The sequence below is a fragment of the Thermovibrio ruber genome, from assembly GCF_055380895.1.
In genome coordinates, this window is record NZ_AP042397.1 from 1,267,377 (window position 1) to 1,293,643 (window position 26,267).

At 39.1% G+C, this 26,267-nt stretch carries 23 protein-coding genes; 16 read left to right on the forward strand and 7 right to left on the reverse strand.

What is annotated here, in order from left to right:
• Positions 1-2: 2 nt before the first annotated feature.
• The 11 genes from ACZ424_RS06775 (at position 3) to ACZ424_RS06825 (ending at position 14,880) form a co-directional block, all read left to right on the forward strand.
• Complete coding sequence (locus ACZ424_RS06775; RefSeq protein WP_464904224.1) at positions 3-1,436, forward strand: leucyl aminopeptidase; 1,434 nt, start codon at positions 3-5, stop codon at positions 1,434-1,436.
• Positions 1,437-1,640: 204 nt separating this feature from the next.
• On the forward strand, positions 1,641-2,165 hold the full coding sequence (locus tag ACZ424_RS06780; RefSeq protein WP_464904225.1) for a tyrosine-type recombinase/integrase: 525 nt from the start codon (positions 1,641-1,643) through the stop codon (positions 2,163-2,165).
• A 138-nt stretch (positions 2,166-2,303) separates the two neighbouring features.
• Positions 2,304-4,184 (forward strand): DUF262 domain-containing protein, encoded by a 1,881-nt coding sequence (locus ACZ424_RS06785; RefSeq protein WP_464904226.1) that lies wholly within the window; start codon positions 2,304-2,306, stop codon positions 4,182-4,184.
• A 123-nt stretch (positions 4,185-4,307) separates the two neighbouring features.
• Positions 4,308-5,567: an AAA family ATPase gene (locus ACZ424_RS06790; protein WP_464904227.1), complete on the forward strand. Its 1,260-nt coding sequence runs from the start codon at positions 4,308-4,310 to the stop codon at positions 5,565-5,567.
• Between the two features lie 3 nt (positions 5,568-5,570).
• Positions 5,571-6,098: a hypothetical protein gene (locus ACZ424_RS06795; RefSeq protein WP_464904228.1), complete on the forward strand. Its 528-nt coding sequence runs from the start codon at positions 5,571-5,573 to the stop codon at positions 6,096-6,098.
• Between the two features lie 175 nt (positions 6,099-6,273).
• Positions 6,274-7,227, forward strand: coding sequence for a DUF4268 domain-containing protein (locus tag ACZ424_RS06800; RefSeq protein WP_464904229.1), 954 nt, complete (start codon positions 6,274-6,276; stop codon positions 7,225-7,227).
• Between the two features lie 156 nt (positions 7,228-7,383).
• On the forward strand, positions 7,384-7,920 hold the full coding sequence (locus tag ACZ424_RS06805) for a hypothetical protein (RefSeq protein WP_464904230.1): 537 nt from the start codon (positions 7,384-7,386) through the stop codon (positions 7,918-7,920).
• A 119-nt stretch (positions 7,921-8,039) separates the two neighbouring features.
• Positions 8,040-9,263, forward strand: coding sequence for a hypothetical protein (locus tag ACZ424_RS06810; protein ID WP_464904231.1), 1,224 nt, complete (start codon positions 8,040-8,042; stop codon positions 9,261-9,263).
• A 163-nt stretch (positions 9,264-9,426) separates the two neighbouring features.
• Positions 9,427-11,169 (forward strand): GmrSD restriction endonuclease domain-containing protein, encoded by a 1,743-nt coding sequence (locus ACZ424_RS06815; RefSeq protein ID WP_464904232.1) that lies wholly within the window; start codon positions 9,427-9,429, stop codon positions 11,167-11,169.
• A 178-nt stretch (positions 11,170-11,347) separates the two neighbouring features.
• Positions 11,348-13,285: a GTPase gene (locus tag ACZ424_RS06820; RefSeq protein ID WP_464904233.1), complete on the forward strand. Its 1,938-nt coding sequence runs from the start codon at positions 11,348-11,350 to the stop codon at positions 13,283-13,285.
• 8 nt (positions 13,286-13,293) lie between these two features.
• A complete protein-coding gene (locus tag ACZ424_RS06825; RefSeq protein ID WP_464904234.1) occupies positions 13,294-14,880 on the forward strand; it encodes a LeoA/HP0731 family dynamin-like GTPase in 1,587 nt (528 codons plus the stop codon).
• Here the strand turns inward: ACZ424_RS06825 and ACZ424_RS06830 are convergent.
• Both ACZ424_RS06830 and ACZ424_RS06835 read right to left on the reverse strand, forming a co-directional pair.
• Positions 14,863-15,150, reverse strand: a complete 288-nt coding sequence (locus ACZ424_RS06830) for an MFS transporter (protein ID WP_464905219.1) — start codon at positions 15,148-15,150, stop codon at positions 14,863-14,865. The genes ACZ424_RS06825 and ACZ424_RS06830 overlap by 18 nt on opposite strands.
• Positions 15,151-15,323: 173 nt before the next feature.
• Positions 15,324-16,634, reverse strand: coding sequence for a carbohydrate porin (locus ACZ424_RS06835; RefSeq protein WP_464904235.1), 1,311 nt, complete (start codon positions 16,632-16,634; stop codon positions 15,324-15,326).
• Positions 16,635-16,920: 286 nt separating this feature from the next.
• On the opposite strand from ACZ424_RS06835, the gene ACZ424_RS06840 reads away from it, so the two are divergent.
• Genes ACZ424_RS06840 through ACZ424_RS06860 form a run of 5 tightly spaced genes read left to right on the forward strand, consistent with a single transcriptional unit; the run spans position 16,921 to position 20,217 of the window.
• Positions 16,921-17,715, forward strand: coding sequence for a DUF4198 domain-containing protein (locus ACZ424_RS06840; protein ID WP_464904236.1), 795 nt, complete (start codon positions 16,921-16,923; stop codon positions 17,713-17,715).
• The gene (gene cbiM, locus ACZ424_RS06845) at positions 17,715-18,311 is read left to right on the forward strand and encodes a cobalt transporter CbiM (protein ID WP_464904237.1); all 597 of its coding nucleotides are present in this window, start codon (positions 17,715-17,717) and stop codon (positions 18,309-18,311) included. The genes ACZ424_RS06840 and cbiM overlap by 1 nt, the downstream gene beginning before the upstream one ends.
• 1 nt (position 18,312) lies before the next feature.
• Positions 18,313-18,906, forward strand: a complete 594-nt coding sequence (locus ACZ424_RS06850) for a hypothetical protein (RefSeq protein WP_464904238.1) — start codon at positions 18,313-18,315, stop codon at positions 18,904-18,906.
• Positions 18,890-19,594, forward strand: coding sequence for an energy-coupling factor transporter transmembrane component T family protein (locus tag ACZ424_RS06855; protein ID WP_464904239.1), 705 nt, complete (start codon positions 18,890-18,892; stop codon positions 19,592-19,594). The genes ACZ424_RS06850 and ACZ424_RS06855 overlap by 17 nt, the downstream gene beginning before the upstream one ends.
• Entirely contained in the window at positions 19,567-20,217 is a 651-nt protein-coding gene (locus tag ACZ424_RS06860) for an energy-coupling factor ABC transporter ATP-binding protein (protein WP_464904240.1), read from the forward strand. Before ACZ424_RS06855 ends, ACZ424_RS06860 begins: the two co-directional genes overlap by 28 nt.
• 32 nt (positions 20,218-20,249) lie before the next feature.
• Here the strand turns inward: ACZ424_RS06860 and lon are convergent, their stop codons facing one another.
• Genes lon through ACZ424_RS06885 form a run of 5 tightly spaced genes read right to left on the reverse strand, consistent with a single transcriptional unit; the run spans position 20,250 to position 26,266 of the window.
• Positions 20,250-22,670: an endopeptidase La gene (lon, locus tag ACZ424_RS06865; protein ID WP_464904241.1), complete on the reverse strand. Its 2,421-nt coding sequence runs from the start codon at positions 22,668-22,670 to the stop codon at positions 20,250-20,252.
• Positions 22,651-23,544, reverse strand: coding sequence for a UTP--glucose-1-phosphate uridylyltransferase GalU (gene galU, locus ACZ424_RS06870; protein WP_464905220.1), 894 nt, complete (start codon positions 23,542-23,544; stop codon positions 22,651-22,653). The genes lon and galU overlap by 20 nt, the downstream gene beginning before the upstream one ends.
• Before the next feature lie 6 nt (positions 23,545-23,550).
• Complete coding sequence (locus ACZ424_RS06875) at positions 23,551-23,904, reverse strand: hypothetical protein (protein WP_464904242.1); 354 nt, start codon at positions 23,902-23,904, stop codon at positions 23,551-23,553.
• A 36-nt stretch (positions 23,905-23,940) separates the two neighbouring features.
• The gene (locus tag ACZ424_RS06880; protein WP_464904243.1) at positions 23,941-25,143 is read right to left on the reverse strand and encodes a class I SAM-dependent rRNA methyltransferase; all 1,203 of its coding nucleotides are present in this window, start codon (positions 25,141-25,143) and stop codon (positions 23,941-23,943) included.
• A gap of 1 nt (position 25,144) precedes the next feature.
• Positions 25,145-26,266, reverse strand: coding sequence for a geranylgeranyl reductase family protein (locus ACZ424_RS06885; protein ID WP_464904244.1), 1,122 nt, complete (start codon positions 26,264-26,266; stop codon positions 25,145-25,147).
• Position 26,267: the final 1 nt, after the last annotated feature.

Consider the following 26,267-nt stretch of genomic DNA (forward strand, 5'->3'; position numbering starts at 1 on the left):
AGGTGAAGCTGAGCTATCAGACTGAGATAAAGGGTAAGAAGGCAGACGCCCTGATAACTGGGGTTTACGAAGGGCTTAAGGAGGTTGAGGAGAAGGAGAAAGAAGCCCTGAAGACTTTAGGGTTTAAAGGAAAGGCCGGAGAGGTTGCAGTTCTTCCCGGTGAGGCCTTTAAGAGCGTTATCTACGTTGGCCTTGGAAAGAAGGGAGAACTTAAGGCCGATACCGTTAGGCTTGCTGCTGCAAAGGGTATAAAGGAGGCAAAGAGAAGGAAGTTTAAAAGGGTAGTCTGTGAGCTCCTCGGAGTGGATAAGCTGAAGGAGGATGCTGCAAAGTTCGTTGCAGAGGGTTTAAAGCTTGGAAGCTACGAGTTTAACAAGTATAAGAGCTCCAAAGATGACCAGTTTGAAGTTGAGAAGGTTTACGTTGCCGGAGTTCCAGAGTTTAAAGATTCTTTCAAGTTGGGAGAAATCCTCGGAGAGGCTGCGAACTACACGAGAGCCCTCGTAAACGAGCCCGGAAACGTAATTACGCCGGAAGCCCTTGCCGAAGAGGCTAAAAAGCTTGCAAAAGAGTACGGTTTTGAATGCACGGTCTTTGACGAGAAGAAGCTTGAAAAGAACCAGATGGTTGGAATCCTTACTGTCGGAAGGGGGAGTAAGAATCCTCCACGCTTCATCCACATAGCTTACAAGCCTAAGAAGGCCAAGAGGAGAGTTGTTTTGGTAGGTAAAGGGGTAACCTTTGATAGCGGAGGACTGAACATAAAGCCCGAGCAGTACATGAAGGCGATGAAGTCTGACAAGGCAGGAGCCTGTGCCGTTCTTGGAATAGTAAAGGCAGTTGGGGAGCTCCAGCCAGACGTTGAAGTCCATGGCCTAATACCTACAGTTGAGAACATGCCCGACGGAAAGGCCTACAGGCCAGACGACATAATCGTCTACAAGAACGGAAAGAGCGTTGAGGTTCACTCAACAGACGCCGAGGGTCGCCTTATCCTTGCAGACGCTCTTATCTACGGTTCGGAGCTCTCTCCAGACGTTATGATAGACATGGCCACGCTAACAGGAGCCTGCGTAGTGGCCCTTGGCAACTACACTTCTGGCCTCTTTACAGACGATGAGAGGTTGGCCAAGGAGCTCCTTTCCCTTTCAGAGAAAACCGGAGAGAAGATGTGGAGGTTGCCTTTAGACGAGGATTTAAAAGAGGACATTAAGGGGCAGTATGCAGACGTTCAAAACGTCGGTAAGAGCCGCTACGGTGGAGCGATAACGGCAGCACTATTCCTGCAGAACTTTGTTGACGGTGAAAGGGTTAAGAGCTGGGCACACTTAGACATAGCCGGCCCCGCCTTTTTAAACAGCCCTTGGAAATACTACTCTGCAGGTGCAACAGGTCAGCCTGTAAGGACAATTTCGGAGTTCATACTTAATCTTTGAGTGATAAAGCTTCATTCTAAGCTTTTCTACTTATCGTTGATGGTAGGCCTTTCAACAGGGCCTGCCGTTTTCTTCTATGTACTTTTAACAGCGTTAAAGATGAGGTAAAGTCTGAGGAGCCTATACACCCTCGGGAGGTCACCTTACACCTTTTGTAGTTGCAGTTCAAGAGGTTATGAATTTCTCACCCGAGGTATCTATACTTTGAACATCGTTATAAATGCTTTAAAATTTTATTATGGAAAATCCATTTTAATGCTTATGTATTCTGGATTACGAGTTGGGGAGGTTGTGAGACTTAAGCCCGAAGGTATAGATGCAAATAGGAAACTGATTCACATTAGAGCATCAAAAGGTAGAGAAGACCGCTATACCTTACTGTCAGATGTAGCTCTTCAAACTTTGCGAGAATACTGGAAGAAGCAAAAACTCGGGAAATGGTTATTCCCCAGATGGAATAAAGAAAAGCATATAACTACAAGGACCGTTCAAAAAATTTTCCAGAATGCATGCAAAAAGGCGGGGATTAAGAAAAACGTTAGTGTTCACTCATTAAGACATTCATTTGCCACACACTTGCTGGAGAGTGGAATTGACCTGAGGTATATTCAGGAACTTTTAGGCCACAAAAGTTCAAAGACAACAGAAATTTATACCCATGTAAGTACAAAAAACCTTTCTGCAATAAAAAATCCACTTGACAGCCTTTTAGCAGGAAGTGAGACATGACCAAAGAAACAAAAAATAATGATCACCCAGAGGTATGTATATGCGAACAGTTCGCATATCTTCCAAAATTAGTGGTATATACGAATAGTTCGTATATGAACGAGTTAGGCGACATAACAAAAATCAGGAGGTTGAAAAATGATTGAAAACTATACAGACGTAAAATCCTGGAGTGTTGAGGATATAATAAACTCCCTAAAGGAAAAACCACCAAAAAAAGAGAAATTAATAATACCTAAATTTCAGAGAACTCTCATTTGGAAAGACAGACAAAGGAAGTTACTTATTGACTCTATAAAAAAAGGAATGCCCATAGGTGCAATACTTGTGTACAAAACGGGTGACAATAATGGAATTACAGAGTATCAGCTTATAGATGGATTACAACGAGTTACTACCTTAAAAAGATATTATGAAAAACCGACTGATTTTTATGATGAAGAAAATTTAGATTATGATTTTGTAGAAAAGGTAAGAGGATTCTTACAAAATATAGTTTCACAAATCAATGATGATGAAGTAAAGAAACATATAGTGGAATGGATTAGATCTATTAACGGATTTGAGGAGTCACATGGTTTTTCATCCTTTGAACTTGCATCCTTTTTAGATGAGAAAATTAAGGAGAGATTCCAAAAAGAAATCACAAAAGAAAATATAAAAAGATTTGTAAACTTATTGAAACCTTATCTTCAAAAGATAAAAGAAGAGAGCGATATTAGTGATTTTAAGATACCCGCCATAATATATACTGGAGATAAATCAGAATTACCAATTATATTTGAGAGAATAAATTCAAAAGGTACTCAACTAAATAAATATCAAATATTTGCGGCAACATGGTCGACGTATGAGCCCATAGAAATACAAAATACCGAAATAATAGATAAAATTAAAGCAAAATACGATGCTTTGATTGATGAAGGGTTGGAAGTCGAAAATTATGATCCATCAACATTTTATACATCTAAGTTTACATATTTTGAATATCTTTTTGGTTTGGGAAAGTTGCTAGTTGAAAAGTATCCTTTGTTATTTAAGTCATCGACTTCTGAGCATGAAGCAGATTCAATTGGCTTTAATCTTGTCGCAATATGTGTTAGACACAACCTTAAGCGTTTGGACACACTACCTGAAACGCTTAAGAAATTTAATTTAAATATTTTAGAAGAAAATCTCTTAAAAGCTGTGGATTTTGTCAATAGGGCACTTAAACCATATATAGGATTAAAAGCTAATAAGAAGAATGGCAGCGAATTTCCAGTATTACATTCAGAATTCCAAATAGTATCTATTATTGGGAAAGTTTTTAATTCAATGTTTATTGTTGATAAAGAAAATGGTTCTATTGAGGAAGACTCTAATTGGAATAGTATAAAAGATAAGCTCCAGAGGAATATTCCTTATCATTATCTATATGATATAATCAAAGGATATTGGAGTGGGACAGGCGATAAAAAAGCTACGGAAAGGGCGTATTTAGATTGGTATGAAAATGAGATTAATAAAGATCTGTGGGATTCACTACTTCAAGAATGGCATGAAAATGAGAAAAATAAGAAAGAGAAAAATAGGGCAAGAATAAATAAGATAACAGTATTGTTTTTGAAATACATTTACACACATCTTTTAACAGCTAACGAAGAACTATCCACTACTGAATTTGAAATAGATCATGTGGTTCCCTTCGCACGTTTGAAACCCCTCGCGACACAAATGGATGGTTTGCCAATTAGTTCTATAGGTAACTTGGCGCTTATCAAAAAGAATACTAATAGGGACAAAAGAGATAAAACAATCTATGAATATTATGATGAACTTGTTGCAAATGGAGAGATAACTCAAGCACAGAGCGAGGAGAAAATCAAAGAAACAGAAAAGTATACTTTTACAACACGTGATATGTTGAGCTTTATTGATAATTTAACTGACGAAAATATTAACGAATTCTATGATTACTTAGATAAAAGATTTGAAGGAATGAAGGAAAAATTTTATGAACTCAACCAAATTAATTAATGTTACGTCGCCTAACAAGCGGGTATCTGGTTCGGGCTTTCAGCCCTCACCCAAATCGCCTACGGCGACTTCAGATACCCGCCAAACGTTATCAGCCATTGCTAAGAATAGGAGGCAGAAAAGATGAGTATAAAAAGAATAGAAGTAAAAAACTTTAAAAGTTTTAAGGATTTAAAAGTTAATCTTGGAAAATTCAATGTGGTAATCGGTGCAAATGCATCCGGTAAGTCCAATTTTGTAAGCATCTTTAAATTTTTGAAAGATATAACAATCTCAGGATTGGATAATGCGATATCTTTACAAGGAGGCGTGGAATACCTTAGGAATATGAATATAGGATCTTCTGAAGATTTAGTTATAAAAATCATTTCTGATCAAAAGTTCAGAAGTATACAACGGATAGAGGCAGGACTAATTGGCATAAAAGTATACGAAACAATTTATGAATTTGCTTTAAAATTTTACAAGAAAAGATCTGGATTTAGAATAGCAAGGGATAAATTAATTCAAAAAGTTGAATTTATCAGATTAAAGAGGACAAAGAAAGGAATTAAAGATGAAAAAAAGCTAGGTCAAGGCGAAATAATTATTTCACGTAGCAATGGAAGAGTTAAAATCAAACTTAATAAACCAGAAAAAGTAGAACTAAAAGAAGAGGATATATTCCCCCCATTTTTGCGAGATATAGAACTGCCAAAACATACTCTTATCATTGAAACGCCTTTTTTTATACCTCTTTTAATACCTCCAACGGAAATGGTCTTTAGTGAAATTTCTATATACGATTTTGACCCAAAACTGCCTAAAAAAGCTACCCCAATTACAGGAAAAGCTGAATTAGAGGAGGACGGAAGCAATTTATCCATTATTCTTAAGAATATTATAGAAGACAGGGAGAAAAGGAGGAAACTTTTTAATCTGGTAAAAGAGTTTTTACCATTTGTAGAGAACTTGGATGTGGAAAAATTTGCAGATAAATCATTGCTTTTCAAATTAAGTGAATCCTATTTCAGGAATAAATACTTGCCTGCGTCACTTATTTCTGATGGAACAATAAACATAATGGCTCTTATCGTTGCTTTATATTTTGAGAGAAAGCTATTTGTCATTATTGAGGAACCTGAGCGAAACATTCATCCATATCTTATTTCTAAAGTAGTAGGGATGATGAAAGATGCTTCCCGGCAGAAACAGATTTTAGTCACTACACACAATCCCGAATTCGTAAAATATGCCGGGTTAGAAAATATCTTACTCGTTTCTCGTGATAATCATGGTTTCTCAACAATTTCCCGTCCAGCTAATAAAGAAGAAGTTAAAAATTTCCTAAAAAATGATATAGGTATTGAGGAACTTTATATACAGAATTTGCTGGAGGTTTGATTTATGTCTTCCTATAAACAGCTATTTATATGGGTTGAGGGAGACGACGACGAGAGGTTTTTTAATAGAATAATTATTCCAGAACTTAAAAAGAGATATGACATGGTGAAGGTCATAAAATATGCTGAAATGAAAAAAGAAAAGATAGATAATTTCATTAAGAGCATCGAAGGAATGAAAGCGGATTATATTTATTTTGCAGACATTGATAATTCTCCTTGTGTTACAGCCAAAAAAGAAAAAATACAACAGGAACGCAAATATATCGACACAAGTAAAATAATTATTGTAATAAAGGAAATAGAAAGCTGGTATTTAGCAGGATTAGATAATAAAGCAAGTAAACAGCTTAAAATAGGTAACATTGAAACCACTGATAATATCACAAAAGAGAGCTTTAAAGATTTGATTCCTGAGAAATTTACTTCTCGAATAGATTTCATGTCGGAAATTCTAAAAATTTTCTCTATTGAAATGGCAAAACGGAAAAATAAGTCCTTTAAGTACTTTGTGGAGAAATATAAAATATAATTGCAAAATTCATGGGTATATTGGCAACGGCAGATAACAGCGGGCATACGGCTACGCTTTGCTCCGCCCAAATTCGGCAAAGCCGAGCTTCGTATGTCCGCAAACCGTTAGCAGAAATTCCACCCTTCGCCCGCAAAATAGGAAAATTTCATAAAAATAGAACGAGGTGGTTATAATGATAAAGCAAAAACTTGGAAAAATTAAACAAGTTAATTTGAAAGATGTATTTGAAAAAGAGGATAAAGATTTTACTCCTTGGCTAAACGAAAATCTAGATATTTTGGGAGGGAAATTAAATCTAGATATAATTGATAGTAATATAGAAGAAAACGTTGGAAATTTTAGCTGTGATATAATCGCAAGAGATTCTGATTCAAATAAAATAATCATAATAGAAAATCAGTTCGGAACTACGAACCATGACCATTTAGGTAAAATACTTACTTATGCTGCTGGTAAACAAGCAGGCATAATAATTTGGATTGCAGAAAATTTCAGAGAAGAGCATAAAAAAGCGTTAGAATGGTTAAATGAAAATGTTGATCCGGAAGGAGGACCATCATTTTTCGGAGTTGAGATAAAGTTGATTAAAATAGAGGACTCTCCACCAGCCCCAGATTTTAGAATAGTTGTTAAACCAAATGATTGGGAAAGATTGATTAAAATGTCGAGTCAAACGATGAGTGAAACTGATAAAAAGTATTTAGAGTTTTATTCTAAATTGGTAGATAAATATAAGAAGATTAATCCAAGGGGGAGAAAAATCAAACCTAAACCGCAGAATTGGTTAAGCTTTGGTGCTGGTAAAAGCGGGTTATCGTTTGTATGGGTATTTAAAAGTAATAACAGATTCGCAGTCGAACTATATATTGATACAGGAGATAAAAATGAAAATGAAAGGATTTTTGAAGAGTTAGAAAAATATAAGGATAAAATAGATAATGAGATAAAAGGACTCATATGGGATAAGATGGAAGAAAAAAGAGCATGTAGAATTGCAATCTACAAAAACATCAAAGGTAATATAAAATCTCTTTCAGAAGAAGATTATCCAGAAATTATAGAATGGGCATCTAAAACAATGAAGGAGTTTAGCAATGTGCTATCAAAATACATTAAAAAGATATAATGCGGGCTTCGGGCGGAACTCTTCGCCTGCATTCGCATGCTTGCCCTTCGGGTCTGCTAACAAGCGGGTATGCGGTTCGCCTATCGGCTCACCCAAATTCGGCAAATCCGAACTTCGTATGTCCGCAAAACGTTAGGCGAAATTAGGAGGTAAAGTATGCCGTTCATTGTGTATAGGAAGGAAGGCAATCAATTAGAAAAAGTGAAAGAAGTATCTCTTGCTGGTCGTAATGGACCGATATATTCATTGGCCAAATCTAAATGCTCTAATATCCATGTCAATGAAGAAGAAGAAGAAGGAATAGGATGGGAAATAACTGAGAAGGAAATAATTAAAGAATTAGGCTTTGATGCTGGATTACACAGACTGGTAATAGATTTGAAACCAAGTGTTAAAAATAATGTATCTCTTTATTATTTACGAAAAATTTTTGGATATTCTTATTATGGCTGGACACCTATTGCACTACAGTTAGAAACGATATTCGTAGATAAATATGTTGAAAACCCGGAAGAATTTAAGCAAAAATTTCAGCCACCGGAAGAAGGAGATATTGTGCATGAATTCCTGTATTTACGGGGTGGTTATAAGGAAGGAAACTGGGTTTGGGGCAGAGCAGGAAGCGTAAATGGATGTTTATTATGGCCTGATGCATTAAGATTTTTTATAGATAAAATATCACCCTATATATAAATAAAAATGATAACTTCGCCTAACAAGCGGTATCTGGCTTCCCTATGCTCCGCCCAAATCCTCTAACGAGGACTTCGGATACCCGCTAAACGTTATCTGCAATGGGGAGATGAAAGGAAATGAAACCTGATTTACTGTTTTTTAGAAAGGGGAATCTTCACGACTTCTTTGAGCATAGAAAACGTGAGCTAAAAAGAGAAGTTGAGAAGTTTGATTCTAATTATATTCTTAATGTAAGTGAGGAAGATTTTAGCAAATATCTTATAGCTAAATATTCTTTTTCCCCTCTTAAGATATTTGAAGACAAGATATACGTTGATGTAAGCCAAGACTCAAGGAGGGCAATCTCTGATCAGAGTCGTCCATTTGATGTTAAGGGAATCCAGATTATAATCGCTGTCCCCTTCGAAGGAGATGGGGATCTGTTTCAATACCAGCCTTCAACTTATACTTTTAATCCTCCCCGTGGGGAAGTTGTGGGGCAGGAGATTCATTTAATCTATAGAACAATTGAGCATGATGCAGAAAAACTTAAACAAGCATATCAAAGAGATTTGGCCGAAATCAAACGATACTCAGAATGGGTTAATAGAGATGTGAGTAATTACAACCGAGAACTTGAGTCCTTTATTAGGCAGTTTGTAGCTCAAAGGAAAAAGAAACTCTTGGATGATATGGGCTTGATCAATTCCCTTGGAATTCCTATAAAGCGCCGTGAAGGAATACCGACTTCTTATGCAATCCCATCTATAAGAAAGAAACCTAAAATTGAGCCACCTAAAGTTTCTAAAGAAGCTTTTGAGCCAGAGCCTGCTTTAGCATTAGAAGACTATGAAGATATCTTAGAGAGGATTTACGACATGACTTTGGTAATGGAAAGAAGTCCTCAAACATTTTCCAGATTAAAGGAAGAGGAAATTCGAGATCATTTCTTAATGATGCTTAATGCACATTACGGGGGACAAGCTACAGGAGAAACTTTCAACTATGGAGGAAAAACAGACATTCTAATACGTGTTGAGAACAAGAATGTATTTATAGCAGAGTGTAAGTTTTGGAGAGGAGAAAAGAAATTAAGTGAAGCTATAGACCAGTTATTGGGTTATACCAGCTGGCGAGACACTAAAACGGCTATTCTTTTATTTAACAAAAACCAAAATTTTAGTTCAGTACTGGCAAAAATTGACCCTGTTGTTAAATCACATACATGTTATAAACGAGAATGGAGTCTCAAAAGTGATAAATTGAAGAGTGAAACGATTTTCAGTTATATATTTCATCAACCTGAAGACGTAAACAGAGAGATAATTTTAACTATAATGGCTTTTAATGTTCCAAAATGAAAATATTCATATCTCCCACAGCAGATAACAGAGCGTATCTGGCTTCGCGCCTTCGGCACTTTGCCCAAATCCAACTTTGTTGGACTTCAGATACCCCCAAAACGTTAAGTGAAATGCCCGCCGTCGTCTTGGGAAGGTTTAGAATAAATAAGAGGTTGAAAACATGGAATTAGAATGGTCAAAAAAGAAATTATTAGAATTAGTAAGGAAGGCATATCATGGAGAAGTAATGCTTCCTGATTTCCAGAGAAATTTTGTTTGGGCAAGAAATAATATAGAAGAACTTATATGTTCTTTATTGGAAAGAATGTTCATAGGCACATTCCTTATACAACGAGTAAATCCAACAGATGTTCCTTTTAAAGTAATTCCAATAGAAGGTGCAGATAAAATAAATGGTAATTTTACATGTAAACCAGAAATTATAGTGCTTGACGGACAACAACGATTAACTTCATTATTTTACGCTTTATACTCCCCAGATATTCCTTTAAAAAATACGGCAAATCCCTATGCATTTTTTATAGATTTACAAAAATTAAGTATTGACAATATAGAAGGTGCCGTTTTTAGCTGGTCAAAGCAATGGAGAGAATACAAAGCATTGATAGATGATAGTGGTGACTACAAATTATCAGAATTGAAAAAAGAGAAAATCTTACCGCTAACTTTTTTGGCTGATGAATCCAATTTCTGGAAGTTATGGTATGGTGAATTTAGAAATCTGTTTGACGAGAATGAAGCACAGAAGATAGAAAATTATCTAAAAAATATTATAGATTATCAGGTTCATGTATTGAGCATTCCCTTAACGGCAAAACCTGAGGATATAGCAATATTATTTGAAAGAATAAACCGTACAGGAATTAAATTATCAATATTTGATTTACTAACAGCTAGACTATACAAGTTTATTAATTTAAGAACGGAATGGGAGAATGCATTCAATGAAAAATATTGGTTAAAACAAATAGCAGCCAATGATATAAAGAACACAAAAATCCCTTACTATATTATTCAGGGATTAGCGCTGAGTGAAGGTATGAGCATAAAAGCAAGAGATATAATAAAATTAAATTCAGAAACTTTGAATAAAACAGCTTGGGAAAAGGCAGTAGAGATACTGGAAAACAAAATTTTAAGAAGATTATTTGATGTGTCTGAATATGGAATTGCAGATTACAGATGGCTCTCATATCCATCCATGATTTCAATATGGCTTGGATTATTTATCAAAGCAGAGGATAAGAAAATTAACATTGATATTAACAAAATAAATAAATGGTACTGGAGTGTAATTTTTACAGAGAGGTATTCTGGTTCTACTGAAGCTAAGCAGATCAAAGACTTTAAAGACTTAGTCGCTTGGCTAACAGATTCCAATAAACTTCCTGAAGCAATAACAGACATGAGAAGTAAATTAGATATTATGAAAATAGATACAAAACATCGTAAAAGTTCTATTTACAAAGGTGTTTTTAATTTGCTATTCAGAAGAAGAGCAAGGGATTTTTATGAGAAAGATGAGATTAAATTTTCAGAAAAAGATTTAGAAGACCATCACATTTTTCCGAGGAAATTCTTAGAAAGCAAAAATGTAGAAGTTGAAAAGGACGTTGTGCTCAATAGAACACTTATTTTATCATCTACAAATAAAAAAATTAGTAGAAAAGCTCCATCCACATATATTAAGGAAATGATAAAAAAACATGGAAGCGAGGAGGAAGTAAAGAGGATTTTAGAGAAGCATTTTATAAATGAAGAAATGTTTGAGATTTTAAAAAGTGTAAAAGAAAGTTCAACACCAGATGAAATAAAGGAAAAATTTGAACGATTTATAACTTTGAGGGAAAATCTGATAAAATACGAAATAAGAAAACTTGTAGAGGGAGAAAACAATGAATAGATATGGCGACGGCGGGCACTCTCACACCCTTTCGGTTTGCTCGGAGTTTATGCCCTCACTTAACAAGCGGTTATATGGTTCGCACCTTCGGTGCTTACCCAAATGCTCGGTTTCGCCTCGCACTTTGCATACCCGCCAAACGTTATGCGAAATTTTGAGCTAAGGGGGAGTGTTCAATATGTTTAAAGAAGATTTACAGGAGGAGATTAAGTCCTTATTGGGTTCTTTGGAAAAATTTAAAGAATTGGAAATTAGTGGCACTACCGATGAGAGTTTAAAGAAAAGCTTTGAGGAAATTAAAGGTGAAGTGATTAAAGGAATAGAAAAAATTTCCGAGGATGTTAAAGTCTTATCCGAACAATCAGAATGGGAAAGTTTTAATATTGCATTTTTTGGGGAAACAAATGCGGGGAAAAGCACATTAATAGAAGCCCTCATAGGAGGCGATGGGATCAGCATTGGTGATGGTCGTAAAGATTTTACAAAAAGAATAAATAAAAAATCATTGGGGAAAATAAATTTTTTGGATGTGCCAGGATTGGAGGGAAACGAAAAAAAGGTAATTCACGAGATTAAGAAAGCAGTTAATAAATCTCATATTGTTTTTTATGTAATTGGAACAAATAAAGAACCAGAGGAAGGCACGTTAAAAAAAGTGAAAAAATTTTTAAATAGGAGGGCAAAAGTATATTCTATTATCAATATAAGAGGAAAACCGAGCAGTTACAAATACAAAAAACAGCTGGTTGATAAAAATGTAGAAAAGATGGAGGCAAGGGTAAGGGAAAAACTTAAAGACATTTTTAATGAGCATTATTATGGTAATATTAACTTAAATGCATTTATAGGTTTTCTTGCTAAAGGTAAACCTAATAGGCAGGATTTAAGGAAGGAGCAAGAAAAACTAAAAAATGTATTTGGTGATCTTGAAAAAGCATACCAATTCTCTAATTTGTACAAAATCGAACAGGTGATAAAAGATTTAAGTCAAAGAGCACTAGAAGAAATTAAAGTGTCAAATACCTACAAATTTTTAAATTCTTTAGGTATTATGTTAAACAGCGTTCTGAAAAATAAGAAGGAATTTGATATAGAAATTACCAAAATAAATGATCTTGTTGAAAAATATCAACAAGATGTTGAAAAGATTTTTTTGAAATATCAAAATTATATAAAAGATTTTTTTAATAGTATCCTGAACGAAATGGAGAATGAAATGAGAAAAAAGGTGTATAAGGGAATTGAAGATGAGTGGTCAGAAAGCCAGATGCAAAAAGAGTTAGAAGAGATACAAAAAAGTTATAAGAATGAAATACAAAATGAAATGAAAAAGATTTTAAAAGACATGAAAACTGAGATTGAAAGTAAAATAAAGGAATTTGAGAGGAGAGTTAATTTATATATAAAGTTAGGAAAATTTGGAGTAAAAGTTAATTTAAAAGAAATTATTGAAAAATTAAAAATAGACTTTGGTTATATTTTTAAACAAATATTGGATGTAGGTTTGTCTGTATGGGGAGTAATTGCAGCTTGGGCTATAAGCCCAATTTTAGGAATTATTACTGGTGTTTTAGTTGTATTTAGAAAAATTTGGGATTGGCTTGTTGGCGATCCAGAAAAAAGAAAAAGAGAGGCTAAGAAAAAGGCTTATAAAGAAATAAAACAAGCTGTTGAAAAAATGAAAAATGAGATTGATGGGCAATTGAGGACAGAATTCAGGAAACTAAAACAGCAAACACAAGCTCCTATTAACCTTCTTAAAAGAAGAACAAATGATCTTAAAAAGATTAGCAGACAAATAGATGAAATAATAAAAGTCATAAAAGAAGCTCAAAAAAATATTAGTACATTATTAGTTAAAGAAATAGTAGATAAAAGCGTAGAATTTGCCTACATAGATTTAAGCCTCTCTTCAATGTTAGTCATAGGTATTAGTGAAATTCCAGAATATAAAAAGTCTATTCTTCGTATAAAAGATATCAAGTGTTTTTCATCTACTTCTGAATGTTTTAATAAACTTGGGCACAAAGTAGAAGACAAAGTAATTTATGTAAAAGATGAATTCTCTTACAGGGCACTTTTACTTTTGGATAGTGAATATAAAATTAAAAAATGAAGGAGAGTATGATGTATAGCTACTCCCAAAATAAAGAAGAGGTACTCAATCAACTAAGGAGTCTTGCCAAGCAATTGGATGAGATTAAAGAGGAAATTGAAATTGAACCTTATAAAGAACTGAAGCACAAAATTACAAATGCCATATCCAGTATAGAAAGTGAAAAATTCTCTATAGTATTCTTTGGAGCTTTCTCAGATGGAAAATCTACTATCCTCTCTGCATTGACAAAATCGTTGGATGTAAAGATTTCTGTTGAACCCGCAACTGATGAAATTAAAGAATATAAATTTAGGGATTATTTAATCGTTGATACGCCTGGACTTTTCTCAGACCAATTGATGCATGAAGAAAAAACAAAGAAGTATATATCAGAAGCAAATGTGATTATATATGTAGTAGATGCTGTAAATCCTTTGAAGGAGTCGCATCATAAGACATTGAAATGGCTATTAAAGGATTTAGGAAAGATAGATTCTACTATCTTTGTTATTAACAAAATGGACGAGGTTGCAGATTTAGAAGATGAAGAAGATTTTAAAAGAAACTGCGAGATAAAAAGGGAGGTTGTGGAAAATGTATTAAAAGAAGTTGTGGGAGTGCCTAATTTTAAAAGAATAATTTGTATGTCAGGAGATCCTTTTGGATTAGGTTTAATGGAATGGTTTAATAAAGAGAGTGATTACAGGAAACTCTCCAGAATAGGAGATCTGGAGAATATAATAAACGAGTTTATAGAAAAAGCAAAAGAAGAATTGGCAATAAAATCTGGGTTAAGTGTAATTAAAGATATAGTTATAAGAACATTAAAGGAGCTTGAAAACCTGCATGAAAAATTGAAAGATGAGATTGTTTTGCTAAACAATCAAATTGATGAATATGAGAAAAAGTTAAACATTTTGGAGAAAGACATAAATAGAAGTTATATAAATATTAAACGGGATATACTATCATTGCGTGAAGACATTTTGCAAGAGATTGAAACCTCCTCAAACATACAAGATTTAGCAAATGTATGCCATAAGAGGTTTGGGAAAGATGGATATGTTATAGGAGAATATATAGATTTAATCATAAGAAGGCATACAGAACATCTCGAGGGTGAAACTAAAAAATTTCTAAAGGACATAGAAGAATCGTTAGAGTATCATTCTAATCTTGCCAAGGGGTTTATATTTGAAAGTAAACATATTAGCAAAGCTTTATTGAAAGCGCCTACGAGACAAATAGCCGATGCAGTTTTAAAGATTAGAGATTTAATGAAATTACCTATAAAATTTAAACCTTGGGGTACAATGAAAGTTGCAAAGTCGATAAAAAATCTTACTTTACTTATAGTAATATTAGAAACAGCTTTTGAGTTTTTAGAAAAACGTAAATTTGATAAAAAGAAAGAAGATATGAAAAAAGAAATAGACAAGTTCTTCAAAGACTGTATTGAAACTTTAACCCCTGAGGAATATAGAACTGAATATTTCCCTTATATTTCCGAGGTAGAAAAAATATTGGTTGATTTAAAAAGTTATAGAGACGAACTTCGAGAAACTCTAAATAAGATAGAAAAAACAATGATAAAACTAAAAAACTTCACCTAATGCCGTCTTGGAAATATTTAAAAAAAGGATAAGATTGGAAAACAAGAAGAAAGGCATAGAGAGAATAGCCAAGATAGTGGAAATTAGAAAGGTTTGTTTGTTCCCTATTCTGTCGGCTATATTTCCTGAAAGGAAAGTTCCTATGATTGCGCAAAACTGGAAAAAAGAAAGAGCGAAATTGGCTTCAGAAAGCGTTTTACCTGTGTGGACAAGGTATGCCGCAGGTAAAAAGCAAGGAACATTTTTGAAAAACTCTGAAAAAACATGAATCCTGCAATTGGCAGGAAAAAGTTTCTAAACTGCAGGAGAGCTCCCAAGTAGATGTTGAGAAGCGCCGGAGCTCTCCTTGCTACGTCAAAGAGGGAAGCTTCCGTCATATCGATTCCCAACTTCTGAATCAAAAGAGGAAGGAGGGGGCTGAGCCCCGGGAAGAGGAGGTCCCTTTAGAAGGAGAACTCAGCCCTGACCATTCCTGCAAATACGTTGTCATTGTCTGAACTACCGTGGGGATTGATAACGTATTGAACGTCCGGAGTTATGAAGAAATTATCAGATAAAGCTATTCTGTAGTAAGCCTCAAAGTGATACTCTGTGTCGTCGTTCTTCAGCTTGTCGTTTGGTATTAGGGCTGCAACTCCGACTCCTAAAGTATCGTTCGGTCGGGATTCAATTAAACCGTTAACGCTTGCACCTAAGGATACAAACTTCTCAACTTCGTAAACGTCCTTATTTCCGTAGGCTGCTCTGAAGAAAACTCCTACGTTCTCTGCAACCTGCTGGTCAAAGGAGACTCCAACTCCCCAGCCGTCTTCAGTTCCCGGTCTCCTGTTGGGGTTATCTGTAGATTCTCCTATCTTGATGTGGTCTGCAGAGTCGTTCCAGAAGTAGAGTCTATAGTTACCTTTTAGGCCGTTAAACTCAGGGGAGTATTTGAGCTGAACGGCGTAGAAAGGCCGGTCAAAAACGTCGTCGTAGACGCTTTTCTCTCTCTGACTCCACTCATTTCCGTTGTAGGTAATGCCGGCCGAGTCGTTGCTCTGAACGACTGCGTCAACTTCAAACCCGTCTGCAGGAGTGAAAGTAACCCCTATCATTGGGGCAAAGGTGTCCTCTGAGTCTAAGATAGGGTTGTTGACAAACGGCTTTCCAACAAATTGGGTCGTTTCGTCGTTAGCGTATTCGTTGTCGTCAACCATAATGAAAGGTTCTGTCTTTCCTACAACTACGCTTACCTTGTCGTTAAAGAGTGAACGGGTGTAGTAGGCCTCAAGCATTCTGAACTCCCCGTCGTTGTCGGGGTTGTCGTCTGCAAGTGTGTTGAGGTTTGCAAACAGCGGTTCTCCATTCTCTGCCTTATCAAAGAGTTTATCTGCTCCCGTTCCAGCTCCTGAGTGGAGCCTCATGTAGAACTCTCCGTTTTCATCCGGTTTAAATGTCAGCTCAAGGTCTGCGCTGTAGCCTGCTCCGCTTGGGTTTGAGAACTTCTGGTTGTCAATCTTGTCAACGGCAGCTCCCTGATAGTAAAGCCTCACCCCTCCGTGGATTTCAAGGGAAGAGAGTTTCTCCTTGATCTCTGCTACCTCCTTCTCTACCTGTTCCTCCTTAGCGTTCTTCTCTTTTAAGGCCTGCTCCAGCTGAGAGATACGGGCTTTTAACTCTTGGAGCTCCCTCAAAACCTCCGGATCTGTCTGTGCCAGAGTTCCCTGAGATGAGAGGAAAACAGCCGTTGCTACAAGAAGTGCTCGTCTCATCATAACACCTCCTCCTACCGTTTTTTCTATCTGAACAGTTTTTACAGGGGTTTCTCGTAAACCGAAAAATCAGATAACCGGCCGACAAAAGAGCTGCCGGGTAAATCAAGAATTCCATAATTCCTCCTAACATTAGTTAGATAATACAAATTTAGTTAGTATTTACCGGAAAACAAATCTTTCATATCAAATTCTTGTGGTTTGTGCCTTTTAGTAATAAAATCTGTTGCTGTAATCATAACAAATTTGTATAATTAGACAAGAATCTTAATATCTAAAGGAGGAGAAGATGAGGAAGCTGATGAAGGCCGGAACGGTAGCACTACTGTCTATCCTCGTTTCACCTGCAGCCTTTGCCCACTTTATGCTTTTAAAACCCTCAACCGACATCGTTGAGGGGAACAGAGCTACAACGATTGAGGTTGAAGCTAAGTTTACCCACCCGATGGAGGGTGAACCAAACATGCCCTTCAAGATCCTTGACAGTGGAGTCATTATCAACGGCCATAAGGAGAAACTTCACTGGAAGAAGGTCATGATTCCGGCGATGAAGGGTTCAAACAAGATGGTTCCGATGTATAAGGCTGAGTTTAAGCTGAGAAGACCCGGAGTTTATAAGTTCTACGTCTACCCGAGTGCCTACTTTGAACCTGCAGAAGAGAAGTTTATTCAGCAGGTAACGAAAGTAGAGGTAGAAGGCTTTGGAATGGAGGACGGCTGGAATGAACCTATCGGTCTTAAGGCCGAAATCGTTCCACTTACAAGGCCTTTCGGCCTATGGGAAGGAAATACCTTCAGAGGACGGGTTTACTTCAACGGAAAACCTGCTGCAAACGTGAGGGTTGAGATTGAGTATCTAAATACAAAGGGAGTAAAAGTTCCTGCAGACGCCTTTGTAACTCAGGTAGTGAGGACGGATAAAGACGGCTACTTTGAGTACACAATTCCTTGGGCAGGATGGTGGGGATTCTCCGCGATAGGCTACGGAGGTAAGAAGCGCTACAAGGATGGAAAGCTCTATCCTGTTGAGTTTGATGCAGTAATGTGGGTTAAGGCCTATCCAAAACCTGAAGGGGTGAAGTAATGCATATCTCAGAGGGAGTTCTTCCAGGTTGGTGTCTAATAACCGGTTGGGTTTTAACGTCTGCAGGCCTTTATGTAGGCCTCAGGTCAATAAACGGCAGAAAGATTCCGAGAACCGCGCTCCTTTCAGCCGTTTTCTTCGTTGCTTCCCTGATTCATGTCCCCATAGGTGTAACGAGCGTTCACCTGCTCCTCAACGGCCTTGCAGGTGCCCTCCTGGGCTGGGCGGTCTTCCCGGCCCTTTTCGTTGCTCTTCTCTTTCAGGCCCTCCTTTTTCAGTTCGGAGGAATAACGGTTTTGGGAGTGAACACGTTTAACATGGCCTTTCCGGGTGTTGTTGCCTACTATGTCGTTAAACCTCTCCTTAAAAAGGGAACAACCAGTTCTCTTGTGGCTGCAGGAGTTCTTGCTGCTCTTATAGGTGTATTTTTGGCTGCTACTTTTGTTAGCGTTGAGCTGATGAGTATAGGGAGCTCCTTCACAAAAACGGCAGAGCTGGCCTTCTTAGCCCATATTCCCGTTGCAGCTGTTGAAACGGTAATAAACTCTTTCGTTTTCCTATACCTGAAAAAGAGCGGAATTCCGCTGGAGGTTTAAGATGAAAAAGCTCATACTCTTTGTTTTTTCTTTTCTGTTCATTCTGTCAGCCCAGTCCTTTGCCCATAAGATATCGGCCTTTGTTGACGTTGAGGATGGAAACGTCTCTCTCGTCTCCTACTTTAGTGATGGAACACCTGCAAAGAACGCCAAGGTAACGGTTTACGACTCTAAGGGAAACGTTGTTTTAACGGGAAGAACGAACAAGGAGGGAGAGTTTGACTTTAAGATTAAAAAGGGCGGTAAGTATAGAGCTGTTGTTTTGGCGGAGTTGGGGCACAGAGCCGAAGTTGACTTTACTGTAGGAGCTCCTACCACAACTTCTGAGAACACGGCTGAAGAAAACTCCAAAAGCGAAATGCCGGCCAAAAGTTCCCCGTCCTCTGCCACTCCTCCACCTTCAGCTGAAGGGTTTAGAAAAGTCTTAAGGGAAGAGCTCCGCCCAATACACAAGGAACTCCTAAAGATTGAGGAGTCCCAGAGCTCCATATCCTACAAAGACGTTATAGGAGGACTCGGCTGGATATTGGGTATATTTGGGGCTGCAATGTTTGGATACTGCTACAGAAGGAGAGAAAGTGGAGACGCCTCTTAACGGAGAAGGTTTTTTAAGCCGATTAGACCCGCGGGTGAAAATCCTTCTGTTTCTTCTACTTGCCTGGACGGTTGCCCTTGCCGGCAACCTGTTTCAAGTTTTTGCTTTCCTTCCCCTTGCACTTCTCTTTTACGCAACGGCTTACAGGAAAACCGCAACCATACTGAAACTCCTTCTCTTTGCAGACTTCTTCCTCCTCTTTGTTGTTCTTACACAGCTGTTTTTAGGTTCCCCTTACAAGGGAGTTTTGATCTTTTTTAAGTCAACAGTAATCGTTCTCTTCTCACTTCTCCTCCTTACAACCTCTTCTGTCTTTGACCTTCTTCACGCCCTGCACCACCTGAAAATTCCCAACAAGCTCCTTCAGATTACTTTCTTTTTCTACAGATATCTGTTTACGGTAAAAGAGCAGCTTCAGTTGGCTAACAAGTCGGCAAAGTCAAGAGGGTTTGTTCCAAAGACTTCTCTACAGACCTACAAGACTTATGCCTACTTTATGGGAAACCTTCTCATTAAGAGCTACTTCAAGTCTGAAAATGTCTATAAGGCTCTGCTGTCAAGGGGATTTAACGGATACTTTCCTGTTTTTAAACACTTTGAGCTGAGGAAGTTGGACGTTCTCTTCGCACTAATTACAGTTCTTTATTGGGGAGTTACAGTTTGGAAGTTTTATCTGCAGAAGCTTTAAAGGTAAAAGTTGAAGGCAGAGAGGTTTTAAAAGGCGTTAACTTTTCCTTAAAGGAGGGTGAAAAGCTCTTTATAACTGGTCCAAACGGGGCTGGTAAAACGACATTTCTTGAAACTCTAATGGGTTTTGTTCCCTTTGAGGGAAAAATTCTCTTTAAAGGGAAAGAGATCATAACCGAAAACGATTTTAGTGCCCTTAGGGGAAAGGTCGGTTACGTTTTTCAGAATCCAGACGACCAGCTCTTTGCCCCCACAGTTGAGGAGGAGTTGGCCTTTGCTCCCCTTGTAAAAGGAGTTAAAAGAGAAAGGGTTAAGGAAATTGTGGATAGAACGCTTAAGGAGTTTGACATAGAACATCTTAAGGAAAAACCGACCTATAAACTATCTGGCAGTGAGAAGAGAATAGTTTCCGTTGCGTGTGTTGTGACTATGGAGCCGGAAGTAATCCTTTTAGATGAGCCTACAACGGGGCTTGACAGGGAGAAGTGGGAAAAGTTGGTGGACTTCTTTAAAAGGACGGAGAGCTCCCTCGTTGTCGTAACCCACGACGAAAGGCTAATGGAAGTTTTAGGTTGGAAGCATTTGAGAATGGAAAACGGCGTTCTTAAAATTGATGGAGAATGAGAAAAGGGCAGCCAGTAGGGGCTACCCAAACGTTATGTTTTACTTTTCTCGTTAGCCTTTGACTTTTTAGCTCTTTTCTTCTCTTCAGGGTGAAGGGCTATCTCAAAGACTGGTTCAACCCTGTTTACGAAAATAAGTTCAATCTTCTTCTTGGCCTCCTCGGGGAGCTCCTCCATAACCTCCTGCTTGTTTTTCTCTGGAAGTATCACCTTCTTTGCTCCATACCTCAGAGCTGCAAGTATCTTCTCCTTCAGTCCTCCAACGGGTAGAACCTTACCGCCTAAGGTAATCTCTCCCGTCATCGCAACTTCTTTCTTAACCTTCCTTCCCGTAAGGGCTGAGAGCATTGCAGTTGCAATTGTTATACCGGCAGAAGGTCCGTCCTTCGGAATGGCTCCTGCAGGAACGTGGACGTGAATGTCTATCTTCCCAAAGTCCTGCTTTATCTTGTACTTATTAGCGTTTGCCTTTATGAACCCGAGGGCAGCCTGGGCAGACTCCTTCATTACGTCTCCAAGCCTTCCTGTGAGAATGAGCCTTCCCGAACCTTTCGTGACAACGGCCTCTATAAAGAGGACGTCTCCGCCAACGGGAGTCCAGGCAAGCCCCGTTGCAACTCCAACCTCGTCCTCTCCGAGCTCAAGTTCCGGGATGAACTTGGGAGCTCCTAAAATCTTTTCAACCATCTTCTTTGTAATCTTATACTTCTTCTCCTTACCCTCGCTTATCCAGAGGGCTACTTTCCTGCAGACTGCAGCAATTCTCCTGTCAAGGTTTCTTACTCCCGCCTCTCTTGTGTAGTGCCTGATGATGTGAAGGAGAGCTGAATCTGTAAATTCAATGTCTTTTTCTGTCAACGCGTGATTCTTCATCTGTTTAGGAACTATGTACCTCTTTGCTATCTGGAGCTTTTCATACTCTGTATATCCGGGAATGTTTAAAACTTCTAACCTATCGTAAAGGGGTTCTGGAATAGTGTGTGGAGTGTTAGCCGTAGCTATGAAGAGGACTTCCGACAGGTCAAAGGGGTGGTTGATGTAGTTGTCAACAAACTCCCTGTTCTGCTCTGGGTCTAATACCTCTAAAAGGGCAGCGGCAGGGTCACCTCTGAAGTCTGAGGACATCTTGTCTATCTCGTCTAAAAGAATAACCGGGTTCTTCGTCCCTGCCTTCCTTAATGCCTGAATAATCTTTCCGGGCATTGCTCCAACGTAAGTTCTCCTGTGTCCCCTTATCTCTGCCTCGTCTCTAACTCCTCCAAGTGAAATCCTTACAAACTTCCTTCCCAGAGCTCTCGCAATAGACCTTGCAAGTGACGTTTTTCCAACTCCCGGTGGGCCAACGAAACAGATCGTCGGCTGTTTAACCTCTTTTACCTTTTTCTTTCTCTTCTTTATGAGGGATTTGACGGCCAAGTATTCAAGGATTCTGTTCTTTACTTTCTCAAGGTCGTAGTGGTCTTCGTCTAAGATCTGTCTTGCCCTCTCTATATCAAGCTTATCTCTCGTTCTCTTTGACCAGGGGAGCTCTATCATCCACTCAAGCCACGTCCTTAAAACAGCGGCTTCGGCAGACTCGGGGTGCATCTTCTCAAGTCGGGAGAGCTCCTTTAAAACCGCCTCCTCAACCTCTTTGGGCATTTTGGCTTTCTTTATCTTTTCCCTGTATTCCTCAATCTCTTTACTCTTTTCCTCTTCCTCACCGAGTTCCTTTCTGATTGCCTTCAGCTGTTGCCTCAGGAAGTATTCCTTCTGCTCCTTCTCCATAGACTCACGGGCTTTTGCCCTTATGAGCTCCTGAACCTCTAAGACCTTTATCTCGTGTTCTAACTTCTCACTGACCTTTTTGAGCCTCTCTATCGGATCAACTGTTGACAGAAGCTCTATCGCCTCTTCCGTTGACAGGTCAAGCTGGGCTGCTATAAGGTCTGCAAGTCTTCCAGGGTCCTCAATAGACCTGAGAATGGCAACCATATCTGGAGGAATCTGTTTCCCGAGGGCAACGACCCTTTCAATCTGGTCTTTTACAAGCTTTACAAGTGCTTCTTCCTCTATGCTCTGGGGTCTATACTCCGGCTCAAGGACGTGCTGGAGTTTCGCCCTAAACAGGTGGTCTTCTCTCTTAAGCTCTTTTATCTTTGCCCTTCCAAGTCCCTGAACTAGTATCTTTACCCTACCGTCGCCCATCTTCATCGCCTTCAGTATCACGGCGACGGTTCCGTAGTCGTAGAGGTCTTCCCTCGTTGGCTCTTCTATCTCTTTGTTCTTCTGAGTCGCAAGGAATATGAGCTTGTGTTCTCTAAGGGCTTCTTCTACTGCGTTTAAAGAAAACGGTCTTCCGACAAACAGCGGAGCTATCATCATCGGGAATACGACGACGTCCCTTAACGGAAGGACGGGGAGTTCTTCAGGTAGCTGTGGCTGGTTTATCGGTTCATTCATCATTTCTGCCATTTTTCATCTCCTCTTTTAGTCTTTTTTTTAGGAACTTGAGGAACGGTTCCCTCAAGTCTTCCCTCATCAGTGCAAAGTCAACTGTAGCCTCAAGGAAACCCAACTTATTCCCTGTATCGTAACGTTTAACCTCTAAAATCCTACCATAGATGGCCTCTCTCCTGTTAAGAATTTGAAGGGCGTCTGTTAGCTGTATCTCTCCTCCTTTTCCGGGAGGGGTTTCCCTCAGGGCTTCAAATATTCCCGGAGTTAGAACGTACCTTCCTGCTATTGCAAGGTTTGAGGGAGCTCTCTCCTTAGGCGGTTTCTCTACAAGCTCGTCAAGTTTAAGAACCCCTTCGTCCACCTCTTTTCCGCTGACAACTCCGTACTTTTCAACCTCCTCTTCGGGAACTCTTTGTACACCTATTACAGAACACCTGAACCTCTCAAAAACGTCAATGAGCTGTCCTATTGCCGGAGGTTTAGAGGCCATAACGTCGTCACCTAAGAGAACGGCAAAAGGCTCATTCCCAACGGCCGGCTCTGCCGTAAGTATTGCGTGGCCAAGCCCTAAAGGCTCTTTCTGTCTAATGTAGATAAAGTCGGCTATGTCTGGAATTTCGCGGACTATCTTGAGGAGCTCCTTCTTCCCTTTCTCCTCTAAATTCCTTTCAAGCTCTAAGTTCCTGTCAAAGTGGTCTTCTATCGCCCTCTTGTGCCTTCCGGTAACGAAAATTATCTGTTTTATCCCTGCGGCAACTGCCTCCTCAACTATGTACTGGATGACAGGTTTATCAACTAAAGGAAGCATCTCTTTAGGCTGAGCCTTCGTTGCCGGTAGAAACCTCGTTCCAAGCCCTGCAACTGGAATTACGGCCTTCCTTATCATAATTTCCTCCTACTTACTTTTTTCGTTCTCTTTCATAAGATTAAAAGAAATCCCAACCTTTTCCTTCTCCCATATGCCTATGTCTAAGTTGTACCAACTCTTAGGGGCAAACTTGAAACCAACCTCGTTGAAAAGGAGTTGGTACTTTCTCAAGTCTAAGTTTTGAAGGAGAAATTGAACTATTAACTCTATTAACCAGCTCTGAATTCCACTACTTCTTATAACCTCCTCCAGGCTCTTCTCCCCAGACAAGACCTTTTCGTAGTCCCTGTAGTAAATGGGGCTTCCGTGTCTCATCTCGTATATAAGGGCTTTAGGAACTTTTTTCCTTGTTTTCTTTTCCTTCTTAGTAGCAGTTGCCATCTTTCCTCCGTTTAAGGTTCCCTCTACCAATTCTAACTACTTGATATCCCAGGGAAACCTTTTAGCAAAGATGCACTTAAGGTATCTTGACTCAGGAATCTGGAGAACGAATGGATGGTCTTTTGCCTGGTATGTTGTGTAGAGAACCCTTAATGGAGTTCTCGTGTCAAAGGCCGCAGAAGTGAGGATCTCCTCCAGTATTGGAGGAGTTATGTGGTGAGAGCAGGAGCAGACAACAATACTTCCTCCGGGTTTCAACATCTTAAGTCCTCTTAAAAAAAGCTCCTTGTAACCCCTCTTTGCCTGTTCAACGACTTTCCTGCTCTTTGCAAAGGCGGGAGGGTCTATAACTATGGAGTCAAACTTTTCTCCACTCTCCGCCATTGACTTTAGAACCTTAAAGGCGTCTCCTTTAACGAACTTAAACTTGTCTGCAACTCCGTTGAGCTCTGCATTTTCTCTTGCAAGGTCTAAGGCAAGCTGAGAGCTGTCTAAGGCAACAACTTCTCCTGCCTTCCCAATAACTGCAGCGTGGATTCCAAACCCTCCAAGGTGGCAGAAGGCGTCTAATACCCTGTCTTCCTCTTTAACGAACTCTTTTGCAAAAAGGAGCTTGTTCTCCCTCTGGTCTAAGAAGTAGCCCGTCTTTTGACCTCCGACTATCTGGACGTTAAACTTTATGCCGTTCTCCAGGATTACGACCTTCTCCGGAACGTCTCCGTAGAGTGGCTGTTCAACTAAAGGAAGTCCCTCAAGTTCTCTGGTCTGAACTGTTGACTTTTCGTATATTCCTTTTGGCTTTACGACCTCAACGAGAGCTCTAACGACAGTTTCCTTCAGAATTTCCATTCCAAGTGTTGTAACTTGAACTACTAAGTAGCCGTCGTAGTAATCAACGACGAGCCCCGGCAGGTAGTCAGCTTCAGAGTGGATTAGCCTAAAGGCCGTGCAGTTTTCGGGAACGATTTCCTTCCTGTAGGAGAGGGCTTCAGAGATTCTCCTAACGAAGAAGTTGTAGTCTATCTCCTCCTCTTTCTTAAAGGTAAGAACCCTTATTGCTATGTAGCTGTCCGGGTTTATGTAGCCCTTTGCTAAGAACGCCCCCCTGTAGTCCCTGACTATACAGAGCTCCCCAGGCCTCGGCCTCCTTGAGTATGAGAGTATCTCGTTCTTGTATATCCAGGGGTGGAAACCTTTTATTCTCTTTTCCTTCCCCCTCTTTATTGAAACTTGAAGCATTTTACCTCCTTAATAGAGCTCCCGGCAAAAGTTTTAAGTAATTAAAGAAACTATCCCTGTAAGATAGGTTACCTGAAAGGAGCTCCGCAGCAAGCTGAGAGATTCTTTGGGAGCGGCGAACTATTGAGAAATTTACTCCCTTAAATGAGAAGAAACACTTACCTACAATCCTTGCCCAGAAGAACTCCTCCCCAAACTGTGAGTTAATTGCACTTTGATAGCTTCTGAGACTTCCTTCATTTCCGGTTAAAAAGAACTGCTTAACCTTTTCAGCTGCTATAACTCCGCTCTTTGCTGCGTAGTAGATTCCTTCTCCAGTTAAAGGGTCAACTAAACCTCCAGCGTCCCCTAAAAATAGAACCCTTGACCTGTAAACGTCGTTTACCCTCTTACCTGCCGGGATTGGAAAGCCGGAGCTCCACAGCTCCTTCCCTCTAAACTCGTGTTTCCTGTTAAACTCATAAAGGAGCTCCCTTAAGCTTGAAAAAATCTTTTTACTCCTGAACTCCCCAAGCCCTGTAGTAACTGTTTCCCCTTTAGGGAAAGCCCAGTAGTATCCCCAACTAAATCCAGTAAAGTCTATAATCAGGTTCTCCCTGTTACTCTCAACGTAGGACTCGTAGGTAAAACCAATCTCCCTCTTAACCTTTAACTGCCGGGCAATCCTGCTGTTTACCCCGCTGGCAACCAAAACTATCTTAGACTCGTAAATTCCCTTGTCCGTTTTTAAAACTACTCTGTCTTTTTCAATTTCTACAGAGAGGGCAGTCTCTCCAATGTGAACTTCAAACTGTGAGTGGTCTAAAGACTTAAAGAGAAAGCTGTCCAGCTCCTCCCTGTTTGTTAGGTAGGTCAGAACGGCGTTTGAGCTTAAAACTGCGTAATCCTTCCCGTTGTAGAGGAGAAACTGTGAAACCCTCTTTCTAACTACTGCGTCAAGGTTTGGAAAGAGCTCCTTCAATAGCCCATAGGCCTTTGGAGTTAGCCCTCCTGCACAGGGCTTTTTCCTCGGAAAGGAGGGAGTTCTCTCAAGAGCCAAAACTTTTAAGTTCGTCCCCTCAAGAGTTTTAAGGGCAGAACATCCGGCTGGCCCCAACCCCACAACGACAACGTCGTATACCATA

What these genes read in the sequence shown, in the direction of transcription:
- ACZ424_RS06785 (WP_464904226.1), top strand. Translation starts at nt 2,304, where the DNA reads ATGATTGAAAACTATACAGACGTAAAATCCTGGAGTGTTGAGGATATA.
- ACZ424_RS06790 (WP_464904227.1), top strand. Translation starts at nt 4,308, where the DNA reads ATGAGTATAAAAAGAATAGAAGTAAAAAACTTTAAAAGTTTTAAGGAT.
- ACZ424_RS06795 (WP_464904228.1), top strand. Translation starts at nt 5,571, where the DNA reads ATGTCTTCCTATAAACAGCTATTTATATGGGTTGAGGGAGACGACGAC.
- ACZ424_RS06800 (WP_464904229.1), top strand. Translation starts at nt 6,274, where the DNA reads ATGATAAAGCAAAAACTTGGAAAAATTAAACAAGTTAATTTGAAAGAT.
- ACZ424_RS06805 (WP_464904230.1), top strand. Translation starts at nt 7,384, where the DNA reads ATGCCGTTCATTGTGTATAGGAAGGAAGGCAATCAATTAGAAAAAGTG.
- ACZ424_RS06810 (WP_464904231.1), top strand. Translation starts at nt 8,040, where the DNA reads ATGAAACCTGATTTACTGTTTTTTAGAAAGGGGAATCTTCACGACTTC.
- ACZ424_RS06815 (WP_464904232.1), top strand. Translation starts at nt 9,427, where the DNA reads ATGGAATTAGAATGGTCAAAAAAGAAATTATTAGAATTAGTAAGGAAG.
- ACZ424_RS06820 (WP_464904233.1), top strand. Translation starts at nt 11,348, where the DNA reads ATGTTTAAAGAAGATTTACAGGAGGAGATTAAGTCCTTATTGGGTTCT.
- ACZ424_RS06825 (WP_464904234.1), top strand. Translation starts at nt 13,294, where the DNA reads ATGATGTATAGCTACTCCCAAAATAAAGAAGAGGTACTCAATCAACTA.
- ACZ424_RS06835 (WP_464904235.1), bottom strand. Translation starts at nt 16,634, where the DNA reads ATGATGAGACGAGCACTTCTTGTAGCAACGGCTGTTTTCCTCTCATCT.
- ACZ424_RS06840 (WP_464904236.1), top strand. Translation starts at nt 16,921, where the DNA reads ATGAGGAAGCTGATGAAGGCCGGAACGGTAGCACTACTGTCTATCCTC.
- cbiM (WP_464904237.1), top strand. Translation starts at nt 17,715, where the DNA reads ATGCATATCTCAGAGGGAGTTCTTCCAGGTTGGTGTCTAATAACCGGT.
- ACZ424_RS06850 (WP_464904238.1), top strand. Translation starts at nt 18,313, where the DNA reads ATGAAAAAGCTCATACTCTTTGTTTTTTCTTTTCTGTTCATTCTGTCA.
- lon (WP_464904241.1), bottom strand. Translation starts at nt 22,670, where the DNA reads ATGGCAGAAATGATGAATGAACCGATAAACCAGCCACAGCTACCTGAA.
- ACZ424_RS06875 (WP_464904242.1), bottom strand. Translation starts at nt 23,904, where the DNA reads ATGGCAACTGCTACTAAGAAGGAAAAGAAAACAAGGAAAAAAGTTCCT.
- ACZ424_RS06880 (WP_464904243.1), bottom strand. Translation starts at nt 25,143, where the DNA reads ATGCTTCAAGTTTCAATAAAGAGGGGGAAGGAAAAGAGAATAAAAGGT.
- ACZ424_RS06885 (WP_464904244.1), bottom strand. Translation starts at nt 26,266, where the DNA reads ATGGTATACGACGTTGTCGTTGTGGGGTTGGGGCCAGCCGGATGTTCT.